This window comes from Amycolatopsis tucumanensis (assembly GCF_021654135.1).
GTDB classification, from domain to species: Bacteria; Actinomycetota; Actinomycetes; order Mycobacteriales; family Pseudonocardiaceae; genus Amycolatopsis_E; species Amycolatopsis_E tucumanensis.
This window is the reverse complement of record NZ_JAKGSD010000023.1, coordinates 17,484-37,932: the sequence shown is the minus strand read 5'-3', so window position 1 is coordinate 37,932 and position 20,449 is coordinate 17,484. Positions and strand designations below refer to the sequence as shown.

Annotated in this window: 19 protein-coding genes; 15 read left to right on the top strand and 4 right to left on the bottom strand. The window is 71.4% G+C overall.

Features of this window, described 5'->3' with window-relative positions; all coding sequences use genetic code 11:
• Positions 1-2: 2 nt before the first annotated feature.
• Genes L2C96_RS22555 through L2C96_RS22530 form a run of 6 tightly spaced genes read left to right on the top strand, consistent with a single transcriptional unit; the run spans position 3 to position 7,998 of the window.
• Positions 3-2,936: an ATP-binding protein gene (locus L2C96_RS22555; protein WP_237337643.1), complete on the top strand. Its 2,934-nt coding sequence runs from the start codon at positions 3-5 to the stop codon at positions 2,934-2,936.
• Positions 2,933-4,993 (top strand): hypothetical protein, encoded by a 2,061-nt coding sequence (locus L2C96_RS22550; protein WP_020419721.1) that lies wholly within the window; start codon positions 2,933-2,935, stop codon positions 4,991-4,993. Before L2C96_RS22555 ends, L2C96_RS22550 begins: the two co-directional genes overlap by 4 nt.
• A 5-nt stretch (positions 4,994-4,998) precedes the next feature.
• Entirely contained in the window at positions 4,999-5,595 is a 597-nt protein-coding gene (locus tag L2C96_RS22545) for a hypothetical protein (protein WP_020419720.1), read from the top strand.
• Between the two features lie 3 nt (positions 5,596-5,598).
• On the top strand, positions 5,599-6,597 hold the full coding sequence (locus tag L2C96_RS22540) for a C40 family peptidase (protein ID WP_237337642.1): 999 nt from the start codon (positions 5,599-5,601) through the stop codon (positions 6,595-6,597).
• Positions 6,598-6,610: 13 nt separating this feature from the next.
• Positions 6,611-7,750 (top strand): hypothetical protein, encoded by a 1,140-nt coding sequence (locus tag L2C96_RS22535; RefSeq protein ID WP_237337641.1) that lies wholly within the window; start codon positions 6,611-6,613, stop codon positions 7,748-7,750.
• Positions 7,751-7,800: 50 nt separating this feature from the next.
• The gene (locus tag L2C96_RS22530; RefSeq protein ID WP_017987029.1) at positions 7,801-7,998 is read left to right on the top strand and encodes a hypothetical protein; all 198 of its coding nucleotides are present in this window, start codon (positions 7,801-7,803) and stop codon (positions 7,996-7,998) included.
• 51 nt (positions 7,999-8,049) lie between these two features.
• Here the strand turns inward: L2C96_RS22530 and L2C96_RS22525 are convergent, their stop codons facing one another.
• Positions 8,050-8,442, bottom strand: a complete 393-nt coding sequence (locus L2C96_RS22525; protein WP_017987030.1) for an SCO5389 family protein — start codon at positions 8,440-8,442, stop codon at positions 8,050-8,052.
• 21 nt (positions 8,443-8,463) lie between these two features.
• Positions 8,464-9,426 carry an ATP-binding protein gene (locus L2C96_RS22520; RefSeq protein ID WP_237337640.1) on the bottom strand — a complete coding sequence of 321 codons (963 nt, stop codon included), beginning with the start codon at positions 9,424-9,426 and terminating at the stop codon, positions 8,464-8,466.
• A gap of 125 nt (positions 9,427-9,551) precedes the next feature.
• On the opposite strand from L2C96_RS22520, the gene L2C96_RS22515 reads away from it, so the two are divergent.
• The 3 genes from L2C96_RS22515 to L2C96_RS22505 are packed head-to-tail and all read left to right on the top strand — an operon-like array spanning position 9,552 to position 12,093.
• Positions 9,552-10,955, top strand: a complete 1,404-nt coding sequence (locus L2C96_RS22515) for an RNB domain-containing ribonuclease (protein WP_237337639.1) — start codon at positions 9,552-9,554, stop codon at positions 10,953-10,955.
• Positions 10,952-11,326, top strand: coding sequence for a DUF4326 domain-containing protein (locus tag L2C96_RS22510; protein ID WP_020419715.1), 375 nt, complete (start codon positions 10,952-10,954; stop codon positions 11,324-11,326). The genes L2C96_RS22515 and L2C96_RS22510 overlap by 4 nt, the downstream gene beginning before the upstream one ends.
• Entirely contained in the window at positions 11,323-12,093 is a 771-nt protein-coding gene (locus tag L2C96_RS22505) for a helical backbone metal receptor (protein ID WP_020419714.1), read from the top strand. Before L2C96_RS22510 ends, L2C96_RS22505 begins: the two co-directional genes overlap by 4 nt.
• Here the strand turns inward: L2C96_RS22505 and L2C96_RS22500 are convergent.
• Together L2C96_RS22500 and L2C96_RS22495 are read right to left on the bottom strand one after the other, a co-directional pair.
• Positions 12,080-12,808 carry a cache domain-containing protein gene (locus tag L2C96_RS22500; RefSeq protein ID WP_123683775.1) on the bottom strand — a complete coding sequence of 243 codons (729 nt, stop codon included), beginning with the start codon at positions 12,806-12,808 and terminating at the stop codon, positions 12,080-12,082. The two genes, L2C96_RS22505 and L2C96_RS22500, sit on opposite strands and share 14 nt — an antisense overlap.
• A gap of 34 nt (positions 12,809-12,842) precedes the next feature.
• Positions 12,843-13,586, bottom strand: coding sequence for a FadR/GntR family transcriptional regulator (locus L2C96_RS22495; protein WP_027932302.1), 744 nt, complete (start codon positions 13,584-13,586; stop codon positions 12,843-12,845).
• A gap of 132 nt (positions 13,587-13,718) precedes the next feature.
• Between L2C96_RS22495 and L2C96_RS22490 the strand changes: the two genes are divergently transcribed.
• From L2C96_RS22490 to L2C96_RS22465, 6 genes are all read left to right on the top strand, one after another.
• Positions 13,719-15,140 carry a gamma-aminobutyraldehyde dehydrogenase gene (locus L2C96_RS22490; RefSeq protein WP_237337638.1) on the top strand — a complete coding sequence of 474 codons (1,422 nt, stop codon included), beginning with the start codon at positions 13,719-13,721 and terminating at the stop codon, positions 15,138-15,140.
• A 5-nt stretch (positions 15,141-15,145) separates the two neighbouring features.
• The gene (locus tag L2C96_RS22485; RefSeq protein ID WP_237337637.1) at positions 15,146-16,216 is read left to right on the top strand and encodes an ABC transporter ATP-binding protein; all 1,071 of its coding nucleotides are present in this window, start codon (positions 15,146-15,148) and stop codon (positions 16,214-16,216) included.
• 338 nt (positions 16,217-16,554) lie between these two features.
• Positions 16,555-17,766 (top strand): ABC transporter substrate-binding protein, encoded by a 1,212-nt coding sequence (locus tag L2C96_RS22480; RefSeq protein ID WP_020419709.1) that lies wholly within the window; start codon positions 16,555-16,557, stop codon positions 17,764-17,766.
• A gap of 1 nt (position 17,767) precedes the next feature.
• Positions 17,768-18,625 (top strand): ABC transporter permease, encoded by an 858-nt coding sequence (locus L2C96_RS22475; protein ID WP_027932298.1) that lies wholly within the window; start codon positions 17,768-17,770, stop codon positions 18,623-18,625.
• Between the two features lie 10 nt (positions 18,626-18,635).
• Positions 18,636-19,442, top strand: a complete 807-nt coding sequence (locus L2C96_RS22470) for an ABC transporter permease (RefSeq protein WP_017987041.1) — start codon at positions 18,636-18,638, stop codon at positions 19,440-19,442.
• 53 nt (positions 19,443-19,495) lie between these two features.
• A complete protein-coding gene (locus L2C96_RS22465; RefSeq protein ID WP_237337636.1) occupies positions 19,496-20,449 on the top strand; it encodes an undecaprenyl-diphosphate phosphatase in 954 nt (317 codons plus the stop codon).

The window sequence follows — 20,449 nt, the reverse complement described above, 5'->3', positions numbered from 1 at the left end:
GGTTGTTCGGAAGCGGCGGACGCCGGAAGGCCGGGAAGTCCGACCCGAGCGGGGCTGCGCAGTGGCCGCCGCAGCCGGGTCGCGCCCCCGGCAAGCAGGGCCGCCGGCTCCCCGGTGAGCAGGCGATTCCCAGCTATACCCCGTCGATCTCCCTGCGAACCATCGACGGGCACCTGGTGCGCACCGAGAACGAGGTCTACGCCTGGTACCGGCTGGCGCCGCAGCGGTGGTCGTTCCGGTCGGACTCGCAGCGGCGCGACCTGATCGCCGCGATCGCCGGCCAGTACGCCGAGCTGCAGGGCCGCTGGCTGCACCTGCGCGTCACCACCCGCCCGTACCCGATCCGGATGTGGGCCGAGGCGCACGTCCACAACGCCATCCGCCGCCCGCCGGACGTGCCCGGCGCGCTGTCGTTCGACGACTACCTGATCGGCGAGCAGCAGCAGCTCCTCGGCCGGTCGATGGCCGAAAAAGAGGTCTACATCGGGGTGCAGGTGCAGACCAGGCGGGTCGTCGACCGCGCGGTCGAGCGCGCCGCCCCGCTGCTGCGCCGCATCCTGCCCGAGGCCGTCGACGCCGAGCTGGCCGCGCTGGACTCCGAGGTCGAGCACCTGGACCAGGTGATCGGATCGTCCGGCCTGGAGGGCCGCCCGGTGCACGCCGAGGAGATGTCCTGGCTGATGCACCGCTCGTGCTCGCTCGGCCTGCCCGCGCCACGGCACCTGCCCGCCGTGCCCGGCGCGGCGTGGGAGCCGGAGGACCTGGCCAGCTTCACCGACGCGGCGGACTTCCACGCCGAGCCGTACGCGCCGACGCTCACCGTGCGCGGCCGCACCGGGTCGAACGCCGGGGTGCAACGGCACCTCGCGGTGCTGACCGTCGGCCAGATGCACGGCCTGCAGATCCCCGAGGTCGACGACCCGTGGGTGCAGCACGCGGACCGGCTGCCCGCCTCGGTGGAGTGGTCGGCCCGCATTTACGTGCGCCGCCCCGAGGAGGTGGCCGGCGAGCTGCAGCGCCAGATGAACAAGGTGCGCTCGCAGGTCAAGCACTACACCGACGAGCACGAGCTGGAGCCGCCGCAGTCGCTGGCGCGGCAGGCGACCCGCGTGCTGGAGATCGACGACGAGATGACGTCGGGCTTCACCGCGCTGGCCACGCGCGTGCGGTCGTGGTGGCGGCTGGCGGTGTCCGGTGACAGCGAGCGCGAGGCGCTGCGGCTGGCCCAGCAGCTGCTCGACCTGTACAAGCCGAAGATCGCGATCGAGCACCCGGAGGCGCAGTACGCGCTGGCGCGGGAGTTCATCCCGGGCGAGCCGCTGTCCTCGTCGGCGTACATGCGCCGCGGTTCGGTGGTGTGGGCCGCGGCGGCGGTGCCGACGGCGACGGCCGAGGTCGGCGACCGGCGGGGCATCCTGCTCGGCGAGACGGTCACCGCCACCCGGCGCCCGGTCGCCTGGGACCCGTGGATGGCGCAGGAGATCCGGGACGGCTCCGGTCTGACCGCGATGGTCGCCGGTCTCGGTGGCGGCAAGTCGTTCCTCGGCGGCGGCATCGTCTACAAGACGCTGCGGGCCGGGGCGCACTGGACGCTGCTGGACCCGTCCGGCCCGCTGTCCCGGTTGTGCGACCTGCCGGAGATCCGGCCGTACGCGCGGCCCATCAACTTGCTGAATGCACAACCCGGCATCCTGAACCCGTACCGGGTGGTGGCCGAGCCGCTGCTCGAGCACTTCATGGACGAGGAGGACCCGGAGCGGGCGTGGCGGCGCGAGCGGGCGCTGGCCGGCGCGACCCGGCGGCGGCTCGTGCTGGACGTGCTCACCGGTGTGCTGCCGTACGAGGTCGCGCGGATGCCGCAGAGCCGGATCGTGCTGCTGCGGGCGGTGCGGGCCGTCGGCGGCCGGTACGACGCCGACCCCGGCCAGGTGATCGACGCGCTGCGCCGGGACTCCAGCGAGCACCACGAGCACGCGGTCGTGGTGGCGGACTTCCTGGACGAGATGCGCGAGCGCATGTCGCTGCTGATCCCCGAGAACGACGCCGACCCGTACTCGGAGACGCGGGACGACCGGCTGACGGTCCTGACGATGGCCGGGCTGACGCTGCCCAAGGACGGCGTCGGCCGCGAGCACTGGACCGACGCCGAGGCGCTCGGTGTCGAGATGCTGAACCTGGCGGCGTGGCTGACGCAGCGGTCGGTGTACGAGAAGCCGAAGGACCTGCGCAAGGGCGTGTGGATCGACGAGGCGTTCTTCCTGTCCGAGGTGCCGACCGGTCGCGTGCTGATGAACCGGTTCGCGCGTGACTCGCGGAAGTGGAACGTCCGGGTGCTGTTGTCCTCGCAGATCCCGGCGGACTTCCTGAAGATCCAGGGTTTCGTCGCGCTGCTCGACTCGGTGTTCGTCGGGCGCCTGGACGACGACGAGGCGCAGGCCGACGCGCTGCGGTTGCTGAAGGTGCCGGTCGGGGTCGGGTACGAGCAGGTGGTCGCGTCGCTGGGCAGGCGGCCCGGCGCGCAGCGCGGCCTGGAGCGCGACCGCGAGCCGAGGCAGTTCATCTTCGGCGACGGCGCCGGTGGCGTGGAGCGGATCCGGGTGGACTTCTCCGGGCCGCACCTGGCCCACCTGCGCGCGTCGCTGGACACGACGCCGGGCTCGAAGGACGCCCTGCCCGCGGACACGCACGCCCGGGACGCGGAGCCGCCGCGCCAGCACGTGGCGGCCCCGCCACCGGACGACGAGCTCGAGCCGGACCTGGAGCTGGCCGCCGAGCGCGATCTGGGGCTGACGGAGGAGCAGATCCTGGCCGAGGACGTGCCGGGCTCCGGGAGCTCCGGCGGCTCGGCGGGCGCGGCGGGCTCCGGTGGCTCCGGTGGCTCCGCCGAGGGCGAACGAGCCGGTGCGGGCAAGCGCGGCGGCTGGGACGCCGCATGACGCTCGTGACGATCCTGAGCGTGCTAGCGCTGGCCGGTGGCTGGCACGCGCTGCGGAGGGGCTTGAAGAACCGCGGCAGCCGGCGAAAGAGACCGTCCCGCTGGGCGGCCGTCGTGGCGGTCGCACTGCTGATGGGCTTCCAGACGACGGTGATGGCGCCATCCGCCTCAGCAGCGGCGTGTGGTGACGCTCCGATCCCGGAGCGACCGGGCTCGGGCCTCGTCGGCGCGCTGGACCAGTCCCGTAGCCACGGCCTGGCGGGCAGCGCCTACCTCGACTACAGCTACGCAGGGATGGTCTGGCACGTCTACCAGACGGACTGCGGACCGTTGTCGGGGATCACGAGCCCGAACACGACCATCGACACGTGGGCCGGGAACCAGGCGTTCAACGTCGGCAAGAACCTGGTCGGCGCCACGAACTCGCTCCACTACACGATCCTGCAGGGTGGGTTGCTCGACCCGATCTACGGTGCCGTGAAGGCCGGGGCGGAGAAGGTCTACAACAACATCTACGCGCAGCTGTTCGGGCTCGTCGCGCTCCTGCTCGCGATCATGATGTTCCGGAACATCTGGCGGGGTGACCTGGCGGCGCTGAGCAAGCGGGGCCTGTACGCGCTGGCCGCGGTCTGGCTCGCCGCTTCCTCGCTGGCGATGTTGCGTTACCTCGATCCACTCGACAAGGCGATCGTCGACACGACGACGAACATCCAGGCGGGATTCATCGACGACTCCTCCGGGCAGTACCCGTGGGAGATCCTGCCGACGGAGTTGCACACGCAGGTCGTCTACAACAACTGGCTGCGGGGCGAGTTCGGATCGCCGGACTCCCCGCAGGCGCAGCAGTTCGGCCGGCCGCTGCTCGATGCCCAGGCGTTCACCTGGAACCAGCTCAACAACGGCGACGACGCGAACCAGAGCGTGGTCGACGCGAAGAAGGCCGCCTACAAGAACATCGCGACCCAGCTCGGCCCCGCCACCCCGTACTTCACCGGGGAAGGCGGCAGCCGCACCGGCTCCGGTTTCCTCGCGCTGGGGCAGAGCCTCGCCTACGCGTTGTTCCAGCTGCTGGCGAAGGCTTCGGTGCTCCTGGCCCAGGTGATCATCCGGCTGTTCGTGCTGACCGCACCGCTGATCGGCCTGATCGCGATGCTGCACCACGACCTCCTGCGCCGCGTTGCGCGGGTGCTCGGTGGCGTCGGCTTCAACCTCCTGGTGCTGTCGGTCCTGGCCGGTGTGCACGCGTTGCTGCTGCAGGCCATCTTCTCGCCGGCCGCCCGGTTGTCCATCCTGACGCAGATGATCCTGGCGGGTCTCGTCACGATCCTGCTGTTCCTCGTCGGCAGGCCGGTTCGCCGCCTGTGGCAGATGGTCGAGATGTCCGTCGGCATGGTCGGGTCCTCCATTCCGGCCCCGAGTGGCGGCCTGTTCAGCCGCTTCCGGAAGAAGCAGGGGCCGACGCCGCAGGACGAGTTCTGGGAGAGCGTCCGCGAGGGCGAGGAGAGCGAGGTCGCCAGCCCGACCGGGTCGGCGGGCCGTGGGCGTCCCGAGGCGACCGTCTTCGCCACGGCCCAGCGTCTCGACGGCGCCGGCGCCATGGCCGCCCGCCCCGCCGCCGCCTGGTCCGGCGCGCCTTGGCCCGGCGGTGGGCCCGCCTTGCCCGGGCACACCAGGCCGGGCCTGCCCGCCGGTGGCGGCCACCAGCCCGCGTACGCCGGCTACGCACCGGAAGGCGCGGACCCGGACGCGTTCGTCTACTCCGCCCCGCCCGGCACCACCCGCCGCGCGGACGGCTGGATGCCGCCGGTCGCGCAGCGGCCCAGCCGCCGCGTCGACACCTCGCCCGTCTACGACCGCGGCTGGGACGAACCCGACCCCGTCGTCGTCCCGTCGCGCATCTCGCGGCCGGGCATGAGCGCCACCCCCGCCCAGCGGCCGGAACCGCGCCGCGCCGGGCAGGAACTCGTCGGCGGCAAGCCGGTCCACGTGCTGTACCGGCCTTCGCGCGGGCTCGAGGTGCGCGACGACTCCCGTGACACCGACCGGATCGTGCGGTGATGTAGATGCCGATCCGGACCAACCGCGGCCGCGCCGCCGTCTACCGCCGCATCTGGGGTTTCCCGCTGCGCTCGCCCGCCCACCTCGTCGGCACCGCCGTCGCGGTGATCGCGCTGATCGTGGCCATCGGCATCGTCGTGCCGCAGCTCCTGGGCAACCCGAACCGCTCCGGGCCGACGCCGGTCCGCATCCAGGACCCCGGCGCCAGCAGCAGCCCGACCAGCGCGGGCTCCTCGCCCGCCCCGATGTCGACCCGGCTCACCGCGCCGCTGCTGCAGCCGACCTCCGCGGCGCCGGACCCGGCGGCCCTGCAGACCGCGAAGCAGTGGGCCACCGCGTGGGCCACCCACCCGGCAGGCATGACCAACGCGCAATGGCTGGAGGGCCTCCGTCCACTCACGACGGAGGAGTACCTGCCGGAGATGTCCACTGTGGACCCGGCGAACATCCCGGCCACCAGGGTCACCGGCGAACCCACCGTCACGAAGTCCTACACCAGTTCCGTCGAGGTGCTCGTGCCGACCGACGGCCCGCAGCTGTCGATCACCGTCGCGAAGACCCCGTCCGGCTGGCTCGTCACCGGCTACGACCAGGCGAGCTGACCCATGCGGCTGGGTGTCCTCGTCGGCGTTCTCGTCGCCGTTCTCTTCGCCGGGGTCGCGACCGTCGGTGTCGTGACGAAGGTCGTCAGCGACCAGCAGCAGGCCCAGATGCAGGCCGCCTACACCAACGTCAGCTGCGACGCGGCGATCGGCCCGAGCGTGCCGGGCACCGACCACGGCGCCGCGCAGGCCGCGAAGCTCAACGACGAGCAGCGCTACATCATCAGCCAGATCATCGAGATCGGCAAGCAGCGCGGCCTTTCCCCGCGCGCGTGGCAGATCGCGATCCAGGCCGGCATGACCGAGTCCGGCATGCGGAACCTGAACTACGGCGACCGCGACTCGCTGGGCATCTTCCAGATGCGCCCGTCGATGGGCTGGGGCACGCCCGCGCAGCTGCAGGACATCCCGTACCAGATCAACAAGTTCTACAACGTCCTGCTCACCGTGCCGGACTGGGACAAGCAGCGTCCCGGCGCGTCGGCGCAGGACGTGGAGCGGTCGGCGTTCCCCGAGCGCTACCACAAGTGGGAGCAGATGGCGGCCCACCTGGTGGAGAACCTGGGCCAGGTCGCGGACATGGTCGGCTGCGGTCAGAGCGCGGGCCTGGTGCTGCCGCCCAACAACGCCGCGGCCGCCGCGATCCAGTTCGCGCTGGGGGAGCAGGGCAAGCCGTACGTGTGGGGCGCGACCGGGCCGAACTCCTACGACTGCTCCGGACTGATGCTGCGCGCCTACGAGGCGGCGGGCATCACGCTCAGCCGGGTGTCGCGGGACCAGTACAAGAACGGCGCGATGCTTCCGGTGCGTGACGCCCAGCCCGGTGACCTGCTCTTCTGGGCGTACGACCCGTCGAACCCGGCGACCATCCACCACGTCGCGATGTACCTTGGCGACGGGAAGATCGTGGAGGCCCAGCAGACCGGCGTGCCGGTGCACACCCGGAAGGTCTCCTGGAACGAAGACGAGCTTGTGCCGCAGGCAGTCCGGCCCGGCGTGTAGAAGGTGGTGCCCCGTGGCGAAGAAGTTCGGTAAGCGCAACAAGAAGCCGGCGCAACTCAACGACCTGTTCGGCGCCCCGCCGCCCCCGCCGCGGCCGGGCCCGCCCGCGTCGAGCACGCCCCTGGCCGACTACCTGTCGCAGGGGTTGCCGGGTGTGGACGAGGGTTACGTCGTGCTGCCGCGTTCGCTGGCGGAGTCGATGTCGCTGCCATGGCAGCAGCAGATGGCCGGGTTGCTGTCGCAGTTCCACCAGACGCACCGGACGCTGTCGTGGCCGGTCTACCGCACCGTGCCGTCGCGCTACGAGAAGCTCGTCGACCTGGACGAGGAGCAGCTCGCCGAGGTCGGCTACCTGGTCGAGATCGACGCCGACGGCGACATGGTCTACCGCGAGCGCAGCGGGCGGAAGGTCGAGGAGCCGGAGAACACGACCGTCCTGGTGCCCTGCCTCGACCCGATCCCGCCGCGCGGACAGGCCCGCCGGGACGCGGCGGCGCCCACCCCGGACGCGGACGTCCCCCGCGCCGCCCCGATGATCATCCCGCCCGCGCCGGTGTGGCGGACCACGCCGACCACGCCGTCGCCGGAGGTGCCGCCGCTGCCGGAGCCGCCGAAGAAGCTCGCCGCGCCACGCACACCGCCCGGAACGGGCCCGGCCGAAGCCGGTTCGGCCGCTCCGACTGGAGGCGCGGTGCCCGGCCCGGCCGCTGTTCCGGCAGGAGGTGCGCAGCCTGGCCAGGGCACGTCGCCTGGAACTGGCCCGGCTGTGGCGCCGGCGGGAGGCGCGGCACCGGGCCAGGGCACGTCGCCTGGAAGCGGCCCCGCCGCGCCCGAGACCGGTCCGGCCGCTGCCCCGGCTGGAGCCGCGATGCCGGGCACGCCGCCCGAGCAGCCGCAGCGGGTGACGAACCCGCAGGCCTGGCGCGCGATGGAGCCCCCGGAGGAGCCGCCCCGGTTCACCGAGCCGCTGCCCCCGCAACCCCAGCCGACCCCGGCGGCCGGCATCCCGCTCACCCGGCCCACCGACCCGGAGCCGACGCCGCCGCGCGGCACGCCGCAGGTGAACCGCGACTGGTTCGAGCCGGACAACCCGGAGCACGAGTTCGGCCCGACCGGCCAGCCGACGGAGCTGCCGTACCGCTACCGCCCCTGACCGGCGCGGTGCCGCTGGCGCCGCCCGCCGCCGGGTGCGAAGCTCGCTCTATGGCGAAGAGCAAGGACCCGAACCCGGACCAGGGCTGGTACTACAACACCCGCACCGGCGAGGTCGAGCACCTCGAGCGGTCGCGGTCCATCGACCTCCTCGGCCCCTACCCCGACGAGGCCACGGCCAAGCGCGCGCTCGAGATCGCCCGTGAGCGCACCAAGAAGGCCGACGAGGAAGACGCCAAGTGGCGCTGACGTGACAGGGCCCCGGACCGCGACCGGTCCGGGGCCCTTCTCGAACAAACCTCAGCAGTCGCGCAGTGCGGGGCTCTGGTTGCGCAGCTGGCCGGCCGGCGAGATGAACTCCCGGTACGCGTCGCTGTCCACGGCGGCCGGGCGGAAGGCCGCGACCCGGTGGCAGTTCTGGAACGCCAGCTTCATGCCGAAGTGCCGCTCCAGCCCGCCGCGGATCGCGTCCGAAGCCAGCGCCCGCAGCAGCTGGCCCCGCTCCTTCTCGCTCGGCGGCGGGGTCGCGTGGTCGGCGAAGTCGGCGGCGCCGCCCTCGAGGTCCGCGGCCACTTCGCTGATCACCTGCCACGCGTAGGGCAGCGAGTCGCGCACGCAGGCGACGAACTCGGCGTCGCTCACCTCACCGGATTCGGCGCGGGCGAGCAGGTCGGCGGGTACATCGAGGGACATCGTGCTCCTTTCGATTTCTTCCTACGCCCCGGCCAGCGCTGGCGGGCCGGGCACGAACTCGGGGTCCACTTGCTCGGCCAGGTCCTGTCCCGCGCGCTCGTTGCCCCACGACCGGGCGTTGCGCAGGTGGAACTCGACGGCCTGGCGGTGGAACTTCGCCCAGTCCCGCGGCGTGGCATCCACAGTGGACTGGATGGTGGCGAGGGCGTCCAGATTGTGCGGCTCCAGCGCGGTGATCGGCCGCGCCCGGCCGCGTTCGGCGGCGCGCACGTGCGACGACCCGGACAGCCAACACAGCAGGTCCGAACCCAGCTGCTCGCGCAGGAACTCGACGTCCTCGTCGTCGGTGACCTTGTTCCCGACCACCGCGAGCCGCACGCCGAAGTCACGCGCGTACTCGGCGTACTGCCGGTACACGCCGACGCTGCGCAGCGTCGGCTCGCACACCAGGAACGTCACGTCGAAGCGGGTGAACAGGCCGGAGGCGAACGCGTCGGCGCCCGCGGTCATGTCCATCACGACGTACTCGCCCGCGTCGTCGACCAGGTGGTTCAACAGCAGCTCCGCCGCGCCGACCTTCGAGTGGTAGCAGGCCACCCCGAGGTCGTCCTCGGTGAACTGCCCGGTCACGCCCAGCCGCACCCCGGCGACGTCGCGGAAGCACGCCGCGAAGACCGGGTTGTCCTCGAACGGCCGCACCAGCCGCGACCCGCGCCCCGGCGGCGTCGTCTTGATCATCGCCTCGGCGCTGGTGATCCGCGGGTTGTCGCCGCGCAGCCAGTCCTTGATCAGGGGGAGGTGCTCGCCGAGCGTCGGCAGCGCGGCCGCCTCCTCCGCGGACGCGCCCAGCGCGACGGCGAGGTGCTGGTTGATGTCGGCGTCGATGGCCAGTACGGGGTGGCCGGAACCGGAGAGATAAGCGGCGAACAGCGAGGTCAGCGTCGTCTTCCCGCTTCCGCCCTTGCCGACAAAGGCGACTTTCACAGTGTGCGCACCCTTCATATAGATGAAAACGATATCGCTTTTCGACGGTGTGCGGGCAAGATACACCCGTCCGGCTCAACCCCGAACGGGCGACCGGAACGGCCATACCGGGTTAGGGTCTAGGTGTGCCCCACGTCGTGACCAGCACGAACTCGGCGGACGGCGGCTTCGCCCGGCTGCGCGCCGAGTTCGAGCTGCCGGAGGACTTCGACCCGGCCGTACTGGCCGAGGCCGAGGGCGTCGTGATGGATCCGTCCGGACTGGCCGCCGACCGCGCCGACGCCACCGACCTGCCCCTGGTCACGCTCGATCCGCCGGGCGCGAAGGACCTCGACCAGGCCGTCCTCATCGAGCGGCGGTTCGGCGGCTTCCTCGTGCACTACGCGATCGCCGACCTCGCCGCGTTCGTCGCGCCGGGCGGCCCGATCGACCGGGAGGCCCGCCGCCGCGGCCAGACCCTCTACCTGCCCGACGGCACCGTGCCGCTGCACCCGCCGGTGCTGTCCGAGGGCGCGGCGAGCCTGCTGCCGCGCGAGGTCCGGCCCGCCGTGCTGTGGACCCTCGACCTCGACCGCGACGGCGAACTCACGCACGCCACCGTGCGCCGCGCGCTCGTCCGCTCCACCGACCAACTCGACTACGCGACCGAGGACCCGGCCGCGCCGCACCCGTCGATCGCCGCCCTGCCCGAGCTGGGCACGCTCCGCCGTGAACTGGCGGTGCGCCGTGGCGCGGTCGAACCGCAGCTGCCGGACCGGATCATCGGCGCGAACGGCGGCGACTGGGTGCTCGGCATGCGGCCGCGCACGAGACTCGAGGCCTGGAACGCCGAGATCTCCCTGCTCACCGGAATGGCCGCGGCGCGGATGATGATCGACGCGAAGATCGGCCTGCTGCGCACCCTGCCCGAGCCGGACGCCGAGACGCTCCAGTGGCTGCGCGGCGCGGCCCGCGCGCTGGGCATCGACTGGCCCGCCGGGACGAGCGTCGCCGAGCTGCTCGCCGGGCTCGACCCCGCCCAGCCGGAGTCGATGGCCTTCTACACCGACACCACCCGCCTGCTGCGCGGCGCCGGCTACACCACCTTCGACGGCGAACTGCCCGAGGTCGTCACGCACGCCGGCATCGGCGCCCCGTACGCGCACGTCACCGCGCCCATCCGGCGACTGGCCGACCGCTTCGCCACCGAGGTCTGCCTGGCCGTCAACGCCGGCGAGCCGGTTCCCGCGTGGGCCCGCGCCGCGCTGACCGAGCTGCCCGGTCTGATGAACGCGTCGGACCTGCTCGCCGCACGGGTCGAGAAGGCCTGCCTGGACCAGGTCGAGGCGTGGATGCTGGCCGACCGCGTCGGCGAGACCTTCGAGGCGGTCGTCCTGCGGGCGGAGGAGAACCGCGCGGAGATCCTGCTGGCCGATCCGCCGGTGATGGCGCGGTGCGCGGGGGAGAACCTGCCGGAGGGCCGCCGCATCAGCGTCCGGCTGACCGCGGTGGACGTCGACAAGCGGAAGGTGTCGTTCGAGCGGGCATGAGCGACTGGACCGACGAGGAACGCGAGCTGGCGCAGCGCGTGCGCGACGGCCACGCGGTGGTCGTCAACGTGCGGAAATCGGGGCCGCACAAGCACCTCGTGCCGTGGCTCGTGGAGAACGACCTGATCACCTACATCGGGCACCGGGGCAACCGGCACTCCTGGCCGGAGTCCGACTTCGCGAACCCGTTCGTCAAGGAGGGCAAGACCGACCGCGCCGCCATGGTGCGGCACTACCGCGAGTACCTGGACGGGCGGCCGGACCTGCTGGACCGGCTCGGCGAGCTGTCCGGCCGGGCGCTGGGCTGCTGGTGCGCGCCGGAACCCTGCCACGGCGACGTCCTGCTGGAACACCTCGAAGGAGACCGATGACGCTGTTCGACGACCTCGGCGAGGACGTGCCGCTGCGTGGCGCGCCCCAGCGCGTGGTCTCGCTGGTCCCGGCGCTGACGGAAGCGGTCGAGGCGACCGTGCCGGGCCGCATCGCCGGCGCCACCGACTACTGCACCCACCCGGACAGCCTCCAGGTGTCGCGGGTGGGCGGCTCGAAGTACCCGAAGGTCGACGACGTCCTCGCGCTGCGTCCGGACCTGGTGCTCGCCAACTCCGAGGAAAACCGGCCGGAGGACGTGGAACGCCTGCGCGCCAACGGCATTCCGGTGTGGGTGATGGAGGCGCCGGCGACCGTTCCGCACGCGCTGGCGTCGCTGCGCCGCCTGCTGACCCAGGCGTTCGAGGTGTCCGAACCGGACTGGCTGGTGACCGCCGAGGAGCTGTGGCGGGAGGCGGCTCCCGAGCGCGTGCGTGCCGTGATTCCGGTGTGGCGCAAGCCGTGGATCGTGCTCGGCCGGGACACGTTCGGCGGCGACCTGCTGCACCGCCTCGGGGTCGCCAACGTCTACGCCGACCACGAAGACCGGTACCCGCGCCCGAAGATCGACGAGCTGCGGGCGCGGTTCGCCGACGGCGCCGACCTGCTGGTGCTGCCCGACGAGCCGTACCTGTTCACCGACATCGACGGCCCCGAGGCGTTCCCGGACGTGCCGTACGTGCTGGTCTCCGGCCGTTACCTGACCTGGTACGGACCGTCCCTCGTGGACGCCCACCGCGAGCTGTCTGCGGCGTTCAGCGCCTGGTGACCAGCAGCGCGATCGGCGCGTCCCCGCAGCGCAGCAGCACCGTGTCCGCGTCGTGCACCGGCTGCGCGCCGCCGTTCCACCAGGACGCGATGTCCGGATCCCGCACCAGCGAACCGGTCGCCTGACGGGCGGTGTTGGCGGCGATCACGCGGCCCTGCGCGTTGATCACCGCCGCCCGTCCGTCGACGCGCCGCAGCTTCGGCAGCAGCAGCCGCTCGAACTCGTGCACGAACACGTCCGCGCCGACGACCCCGGCGAACGCGCCGTCGCGCAGCACCGGGACGGTGAAGGTCAGCGTGTACTCGTCGGTGCACAGGTAGTCGACGTACGGCCCGGTGATGTGGCGGCGGCCGGAATCGCGCGGCACGGTGAACCACGACTGCCGCGTGTAGTCCAGGAAGTGGTCGCTGGCCGGGTCGAGGCTGATGAACAGCTGCGCGGGCGGCCCGCCCGGTGTGCAGGTCCACCATTCGAAGCCGAAGCGCTGGTCGGCGAGTGCGTCCGGGGCGGCGATGAAACCGGCGCCCACCACCCGTTCGCCGAGCGCCGCGAGCACGTCCGGGCGCAGCGCGTCCAGGTCGGCGGCGCGGACCGGGCCCGGTCTGCCGAGGATCGCGGTGGCCGCGGCGACCGCGGGCGCGAGCCGCCCGAAGACGCCCTCGACGATGCCGGACACCTCTTCGGCGATGTCCTCGCCGGCCAGCGTGTCGTTCACGTTGCCGCCCCTGGTGTAGTCGAGGTGTCGAAGCTTAGGACCCGAGTAGGTCAAGATGCACCTCACCCAATCGGTCGATGGTGTCCAGGATGTGCTGCTCGGTCAGCTTGCGGGCGAGTTCGCCGTCGGCCTGGGCGATCGCGGCGGCGATGGCCCGGTGCTCAGTGCACGCCGTCACCGGATCGTGGTGCCCGAGCGGCAGCCACAGCAGCGCGCCCTGTTCGCTCTGCAGCCGGATCTCCTGGTGCGTGAGGCGCGGGGACTGGGACGCGGCGGCGACCTCCAGGTGGAACTGCCGCTCGGCGCGGGCGGCCGCGGTGCCGGCCGCGCCGTCCATGTCCTCGGCGGCGAGCTGGAGGCGCGCGATGTCCTCGGTGGAGCTGCGCTCGGCCGCCAGCCGGGCCGCGGCGCCCGCGATCGCCACGTAGTCGTCGCCGATGTCCCGCAGCTCGCTGAGCGAGACCTCGCGCAGGCGCGCCCGCCACGTCTCGTCGTTCTCCTCCGGCGGCGCGCAGACGAAGCTGCCGCCACCGCGGCCTCTTTTCGTCTGCACCAGACCCTGCTGCCGCAGGGCCACCAGCGCCTCCCGCACGGTCACGGTCGACACCCCGAACTGCTCGGCGAGCTCGGCCTCGCTCGGCAGTTGCTCCTGGTCGGCGAGGACACCCAGCGTGATCGCGTCCACCAGCCGCCGGGCGACGAGCTCGGCCCGCCCGGTCTGGTCCAGGGGCGCGAACAGGACTGATCGCGCGCTGGGGGACGTCAACGGCCTTCGCATCGGGCTCCTTCTTTCGGGTACCGCCGCGAACAATCCTGCCTCAAAGACTTGTCCTATGAAATATGGTCTTATATGTTTTCCGGCCATCGGGGTACCGACCCGCACCGTCCCCGCTGAGCCAGGAGCCTGCCCGTGCACCAGCTGAAGCACTTCATCGACGGCGAACCCGCGGATTCCGCGGACGGCGCCGTCGCCGAGATCATCGATCCGGTCACCGGACGGCCGTACTGCACCGCGCCGGTAGGCGGCGCGCAGGACGTGGACCGCGCCCTGCGTGCGGCGGCCCGGGCCTTCGAGCAGTGGCGCGAGACCACGCCCGGCGACCGCCAGGCCGCGTTGCTGAAGATCGCCGACGCCGTCGAGCGCCGCGCCGAGGAGATCGTCCGCGTGGAGTCGGCGAACACGGGCAAGCCGCTGGCCGTGACCACGGCCGAGGAGATCCCGGTGCTCGTCGACCAGTTGCGGTTCTTCGCCGGGGCCGCCCGCGCGCTGGAGGGCCGCGCCGCCGGCGAGTACCTCACCGGGCACACCTCCTACGTCCGGCGCGAGCCGATCGGGGTGTGCGCCCAGGTGACGCCGTGGAACTACCCGCTGATGATGGCGATCTGGAAGATCGCGCCGGCGCTGGCGGCCGGGAACACGGTGGTGCTCAAGCCGTCCGACACGACGCCGGCGTCCACTGTGCTCCTCGCCGAGATCGCCGCGGAGTTCCTGCCGCCGGGCGTGCTCAACGTCGTCTGCGGCGACCGGGCGACCGGCCGGGCGCTGGTCGAGCACGACATCCCGGCGATGGTGTCGATCACCGGTTCGGTCCGGGCAGGCATCGAGGTCGCCGGCTCCGCGGCCGCCGACCTCAAGCGCGTCCACCTGGAACTGGGCGGCAAGGCGCCGGTGATCGTCTTCCCGGACGCCGACATCGAGGACGCGGCCGAGACCATCGCCGGCGCCGGGTTCTTCAACGCCGGCCAGGACTGCACGGCCGCCACCCGCGTGCTGGTCCACGACGACGTGCACGACGAGTTCGTGGCCGCGCTGACCCGGCACGCGGAGGCGACGAAGACCGGACTGCCGCACGACCCGGACGTGCTCTACGGGCCGCTCAACAGCGCCGCCCACCTCGCGAAGGTCGCCGGGTTCATCGAACGGCTGCCCGCGCACGCGACCGTCCACACCGGCGGCAAGCGCGCCCGCGACGAAGGTTTCTTCTTCGAACCCACCGTGGTGTCGGGGGTCCGGCAGGACGACGAGATCTCGCAGAACGAGGTGTTCGGTCCGGTCATCACGGTGCAGCGGTTCAGCGGCGACGACGAGGCGCTGGCCGCCGCCAACGGTGTCGAGTACGGGCTCGCGTCGTCGATCTGGACCGCCGACCACCGCCGCGCGATGCGCCTGTCCGCGAAGCTCGACTTCGGCTGCGTGTGGATCAACACGCACATCCCGCTGGTGGCCGAGATGCCGCACGGCGGGTTCAAGAAGTCCGGCTACGGCAAGGACCTCTCGCTGTACGGGCTCGAGGACTACACCCGCGTCAAGCACGTCATGACGGCCTGGTGATCGACATGTCGCCCAACCAAGCTCCCGCACTGGCCGAGAAGACCGCCCCGGCGGAGACCACGAGCGCGATCCGGCTGCGTGGCCTGCGCAAGGAGTTCGGCTCGGTGGTCGCCGTCGAGGGCGTCGACCTGGACATCGCGCAGGGCGAGTTCTTCTCGATGCTCGGCCCGTCCGGCTCGGGCAAGACGACCGTGCTGCGCATGATCGCCGGGTTCGAGCTGCCCACGTCCGGGACGGTCGAACTGGCCGGCCGCGACGTCACCCGGCTGGCGCCGTTCGAGCGGGACGTCAACACCGTGTTCCAGGACTACGCGCTCTTCCCGCACATGACGGTGCAGCAGAACGTCGAGTACGGGTTGCGGGTCAAGAAGGTGCCCCGCGCGCAACGCCGGGAACGCGCCCGCGAGGCGCTTCGGACCGTCCACTTGGAAGGGTTCGAGGGCCGCAAACCCACGCAGCTCTCCGGCGGTCAGCGGCAACGCGTCGCACTGGCCCGCGCGCTCGTCAACCGCCCCAAGGTGCTGCTGCTCGACGAACCGCTCGGCGCGCTGGACCTGAAACTGCGGCACGCCATGCAGACCGAGCTGAAGCAGATCCAGCGCGACGTCGGCATCACGTTCATCTTCGTGACGCACGACCAGGACGAGGCGCTGACGATGAGCGACCGGATCGCCGTGTTCAACACCGGCGGGATCGAACAGGTCGGCACGCCGAGCGAGGTGTACGAGGAGCCGGCGACCGCGTTCGTCGCCGGGTTCGTCGGCACGTCGAACCTGCTGTCCGGCGACAGCGCCGAGGCGGTGCTCGGCACGCGCGGCGTGTTCAGCATCCGGCCGGAAAAGATCCGCATCGATCCGGACCTGTCGCAGCCGGCCGCGGTCGGCGAGATCTCCGCGACGGGCACGGTGACCAGCACCTCCTACGCCGGCGCCACGGTTCGCTACGTGGTGGCGCTGGACGTCGGCGGGCAGCTCTCGGTGGTCCGGCAGAACGCCGGCGCACCCCTCGAACTTGCCGACAACCGAGTCCGCCTGTGTTGGCGGCAAGAGCACAACTTCCGCATCAAAGACACATGAGCAGCGGCCTGCGTGGCGGTGCATGTAGCGGCCCCTCCCGCCTGCCCACCACCACCGTCAACGGACACGCTTCGCGTGGCGGCCCCCTTCGAGACGGCCTCTCGCTGTGGGATCGCCTCCTCATGAAACCCCGCCCGCCGGCCCGACCACCACCCCTGCGGACGCGCTCCGCGCGGCAGCGCCCTTCACCACGTCGGCGCTGTCCTCGCGAGAGGCCGCCCGCCCGTCACCCGCCACAACCCTCAACGGACGCGCTTCGCGCGGCAGATCCGACTCGAAACCCGCGGCGGCGCAAGTTGCCTGCGCTGCCGTAAGAACCAACCGAAGGAGCCATCCAGATGCGCAACAGCCGGACCCTGCGCTTGATCGCGGGGCTGATGTGTGCGGGGACCGCGGTCGCGGCCTGCGGCACGTCGAGCACTTCGTCCAGCTCGTCCAGCGCGGGCGGGCAGGGCTTCACCCCGCCCAAGCTCGAAGCCCTCTCCCAGCTCGGTCAGCCCGAGGGCGCGCTGAACATCCTGGCCTGGCCCGGTTACGCGGAGAACGGGTCCAACGACCCCAACGTCGACTGGGTGACCCCGTTCGAGCAGGCCACCGGGTGCAAGGTCAACGTCAAGACCTTCGGCACCTCCGACGAGGCCGTCAGCCTCATGAAGACCGGCCAGTACGACGTCATCTCCGCCTCGGGTGACGCCTCGCTGCGGCTCATCGCCGCCGGCGACACCGAACCGGTCAACACCAGCCTCATCCCGAACTACGCCGACGTCTTCGACTTCCTCAAGAACAAGCCGTGGAACAGCGTGAACAACGTCTCCTACGGCGTGCCCCACGGCTGGGGCGCCAACGTCCTGACCTACCGCACCGACAAGGTCAGCCCCGCGCCCACCTCGTGGTCCGTGGTGTTCGACGCGAACTCCCCGTACAAGGGCAAGGTCACCGCGTACGACTCGCCGATCTACATCGCCGACGCCGCGCTGTACCTGATGAAGACCAAGCCGGAACTGGGCATCAAGAACCCCTACGCACTGGACGACAAGCAGTTCCAGGCCGCGGTCGACCTGCTCAAGCAGCAGCGCCCGCTGGTGTCGGAGTACTGGTCGGACTACCTCAAGGAAAGCCAGGCGCTGAAGAACGGCGACGCCGTCATCGGCACCGCGTGGCAGGTGACGGTCAACCTGACCAAGTCCGAGGGCGCGCCGCTGGAGTCGACCCTGCCCGTCGAGGGCGCCACCGGCTGGTCGGACACCTGGATGGTGGCCACCAAGTCGCCGCACAAGACCTGCGCCTACAAGTGGCTCGACCACATCGTCAGCCCTCAGGCCAACGCGAAGGTCGCCGAGTACTTCGGCGAGGCCCCGGCCAACCCGAAGGCCTGCTCGCTGACCGCGGACGCCAAGCACTGCGAGACCTACCACGCCGGTGACGCCGCCTACGCCGGCCAGATCTGGTACTGGACCACGCCGATCGCCCAGTGCGTCGACGGCCGCACCGACGTCAAGTGCAAGGACTACGGCGAGTGGACTCGCGCGTGGACGGAGATCAAGGGCTGACATGAGCATCGCCGCCAGTGTGTCGGGATTCCTCTACCGCAAACCCAGGTTGCGGCTGGGCATGCTGCTCAGCGCGCCACTGCTCTGGCTGGGCCTGGCCTACCTCGGCGCACTGGCGGCGTTGTTCGTCACCGCCTTCTGGCACACCGACACGTTCACCGGCCAGGTCGTCACCGAGTGGTCGCTGGACAACTTCGCCACCCTGTTCACCGACGAGGTCTACCGCACGATCACGTTCCGCACCCTCGGGATCGCGGTGGCCGTCACGGTGATCGACGCGGTCATCGCCTTCCCGATGGCCTTCTACATGGCCAAGTTCGCCTCGCCACGGGCGCAGCGGATCCTGGTGATCGCCGTGATGACGCCGCTGTGGGCCAGCTACCTCGTCAAGGCGTACTCGTGGCGGGTCATGCTGTCGGGCAACGGGCTGGTCGGGTGGCTCTTCGGCGCCACCCCCGGCTACGGCCTGACCGCCACCATCCTCACGCTGTCCTACCTGTGGCTGCCCTACATGATCCTGCCGATCTACGCGGGACTGGACCGGCTGCCGAACTCGCTGGTCGAGGCGTCGAGCGACCTGGGCGGCCGGTCGTGGCGGACGTTCCGCTCGGTGGTGCTGCCGCTGACGTTCCCCGCGATCGTGGCCGGGTCGATCTTCACGTTCTCGCTGACGCTGGGCGACTACATCACCGTCAAGATCGTCGGCGGCGCCGGCCAGATGCTCGGCAACGTCGTCTACGACAACATCGGCGCGGCGAACAACCTCCCGTTCGCGGCGACGGTCGCGACGGTGCCGGTCGTGATCATGCTCGTCTACCTCGCCGCGGTGCGCCGGACCGGTGCGCTGGACAACCTCTAGGCGGTTTCCGATGATGCTGTCCAAGAAGACCAAGTACGTCCTGCTCGCCGCGCTGGTGCTCGGGCTCGCCGTGATCTACGTGCCGCTGCTGGTGGTGCTGCTGAACTCGGTCAACAGCGACACCACGTTCGGCTGGCCGCCGTCCGGGTTCACGCTCGAGTGGTGGGGCCGCGCTGCGCAGAACGAGGGTGTGCTGCGGGCGTTGTGGACCAGCCTGCAGGCGGGGCTGGCGGCCACCGCGATCGCGCTGGTGCTCGGCATGATGGCGGCGTTCGCCCTGCAGCGGTACCGGTTCTTCGGCAAGGACACGGTGTCGCTGCTGATCATCCTGCCGATCGCGCTGCCCGGGATCGTCACCGGAATCGCGCTGAACAACGCGTTCCGCACCATCCTGGGCGTCGACCTCGGCCTGTTCACCGCGATCGTCGCGCACGCCACGTTCTGCATCGTCGTGGTGTTCAACAACGTCGTCGCGCGGCTGCGGCGCATGGGCGGGAACCTCGAAGAGGCGTCGATGGACCTCGGGGCGGACGGGATCACCACGTTCCGGCTGGTCACGTTCCCGATGCTGCGGTCGGCGCTGCTCGCGGGCGGGCTGCTGGCGTTCGCGTTGTCGTTCGACGAGATCATCGTGACCACGTTCACCCTCGGTGCCGGCTTGCAGACGCTGCCGATCTGGATCCTCGACAACCTGTTCCGGCCCAACCAGGCGCCGGTGGTCAACGTGGTCGCCGCGGTGCTGATCGTGGTGTCGACAGTCCCGGTGTACCTCGCGCAGCGGCTGTCCGGTGACACGGCCAGCGGCGGGCGGCTGTAGCGCCTCAGGTATTTTCGACGGACGGTTTCCGGCGGTCGGAAAAGAGGTCCGCGATGTCCGCTGTGACATATTTCGAGGCGATTGTCGTCGGCGCTTTGCAAGGCGTGTCGGAATTGTTTCCGGTGTCCAGCCTCGGGCACAGCATCCTCATCCCGGCGTTGCTGGGCGGTTCCTGGGCTCGGGACCTGAGCATGGGCGGCGAGTCGCCGTACCTGGCGGTGCTGGTCGCGATGCACGTCGCGACCGCGCTGGCGCTGGTGGTCTTCTACCGGCGGGACTGGGCGCGCATCGTGCGCGGGTTGTGGACTTCGATGCGTGACCGCCGCGTGTCCGATCCCGACCAGCGGCTGGCGTGGTTGCTGGTGCTGGCGACGATCCCGGTCGGGCTGGCCGGGTTGCTGCTGGAAGGCGTGTTGCGGGACTTCCTCGGCAAGCCGGTGCCGACCGCGGTGTTCCTGGCGCTCAACGGGCTCGTGCTGCTGGCCGTGGAGCGGTCCGCGCGTGCTTCCCGCCGGCCGGTCCCGGTCACGCCGGTGCCCGAGCCGTCCGAGGTGACGCGGGACTTCTCGGCGGAGATCACGATGCCCATCCGGATCATCCGCGCCGAGGAGGCCGCCGACCGCCGCCTGGCGCGGCTCGGCGTCGGTGAGGCGGTGCTGATCGGGGCGGCGCAGATCCTCGCGTTGTTCCCCGGGATCAGCCGGTCCGGCATCACGATGGTGGCCGGCCTGCGGCGGGGTCTGTCGCACGAGGACGCCGCGCGGTTCGCGTTCCTGCTGGCCACGCCGGTGATCCTGGCCGCGGGGGTGCTGAAGCTGCCGTCGCTGTTCACGCCGGCGAACCAGGCCTCCCTCGGTCCGGCACTGGTGGGCAGCGTGGTGGCCGGGGTCGCCGCCTATCTGGCGCTGCGATTCCTGACGCGTTATTTCGAGACCCGCACGTTGACGCCGTTCGCGATTTATTGCGTGGTCGCCGGATTGGGGAGTCTCGCGTATTTCCTGGCGTGA

Coding starts and splice junctions, on each gene's coding strand:
- L2C96_RS22550 (WP_020419721.1), top strand. CDS start 2,933: ATGACGCTCGTGACGATCCTGAGCGTGCTAGCGCTGGCCGGTGGCTGG.
- L2C96_RS22545 (WP_020419720.1), top strand. CDS start 4,999: ATGCCGATCCGGACCAACCGCGGCCGCGCCGCCGTCTACCGCCGCATC.
- L2C96_RS22540 (WP_237337642.1), top strand. CDS start 5,599: ATGCGGCTGGGTGTCCTCGTCGGCGTTCTCGTCGCCGTTCTCTTCGCC.
- L2C96_RS22530 (WP_017987029.1), top strand. CDS start 7,801: ATGGCGAAGAGCAAGGACCCGAACCCGGACCAGGGCTGGTACTACAAC.
- L2C96_RS22525 (WP_017987030.1), bottom strand. CDS start 8,442: ATGTCCCTCGATGTACCCGCCGACCTGCTCGCCCGCGCCGAATCCGGT.
- L2C96_RS22510 (WP_020419715.1), top strand. CDS start 10,952: ATGAGCGACTGGACCGACGAGGAACGCGAGCTGGCGCAGCGCGTGCGC.
- L2C96_RS22505 (WP_020419714.1), top strand. CDS start 11,323: ATGACGCTGTTCGACGACCTCGGCGAGGACGTGCCGCTGCGTGGCGCG.
- L2C96_RS22495 (WP_027932302.1), bottom strand. CDS start 13,586: ATGCGAAGGCCGTTGACGTCCCCCAGCGCGCGATCAGTCCTGTTCGCG.
- L2C96_RS22485 (WP_237337637.1), top strand. CDS start 15,146: ATGTCGCCCAACCAAGCTCCCGCACTGGCCGAGAAGACCGCCCCGGCG.
- L2C96_RS22480 (WP_020419709.1), top strand. CDS start 16,555: ATGCGCAACAGCCGGACCCTGCGCTTGATCGCGGGGCTGATGTGTGCG.
- L2C96_RS22475 (WP_027932298.1), top strand. CDS start 17,768: ATGAGCATCGCCGCCAGTGTGTCGGGATTCCTCTACCGCAAACCCAGG.
- L2C96_RS22470 (WP_017987041.1), top strand. CDS start 18,636: ATGATGCTGTCCAAGAAGACCAAGTACGTCCTGCTCGCCGCGCTGGTG.
- L2C96_RS22465 (WP_237337636.1), top strand. CDS start 19,496: ATGTCCGCTGTGACATATTTCGAGGCGATTGTCGTCGGCGCTTTGCAA.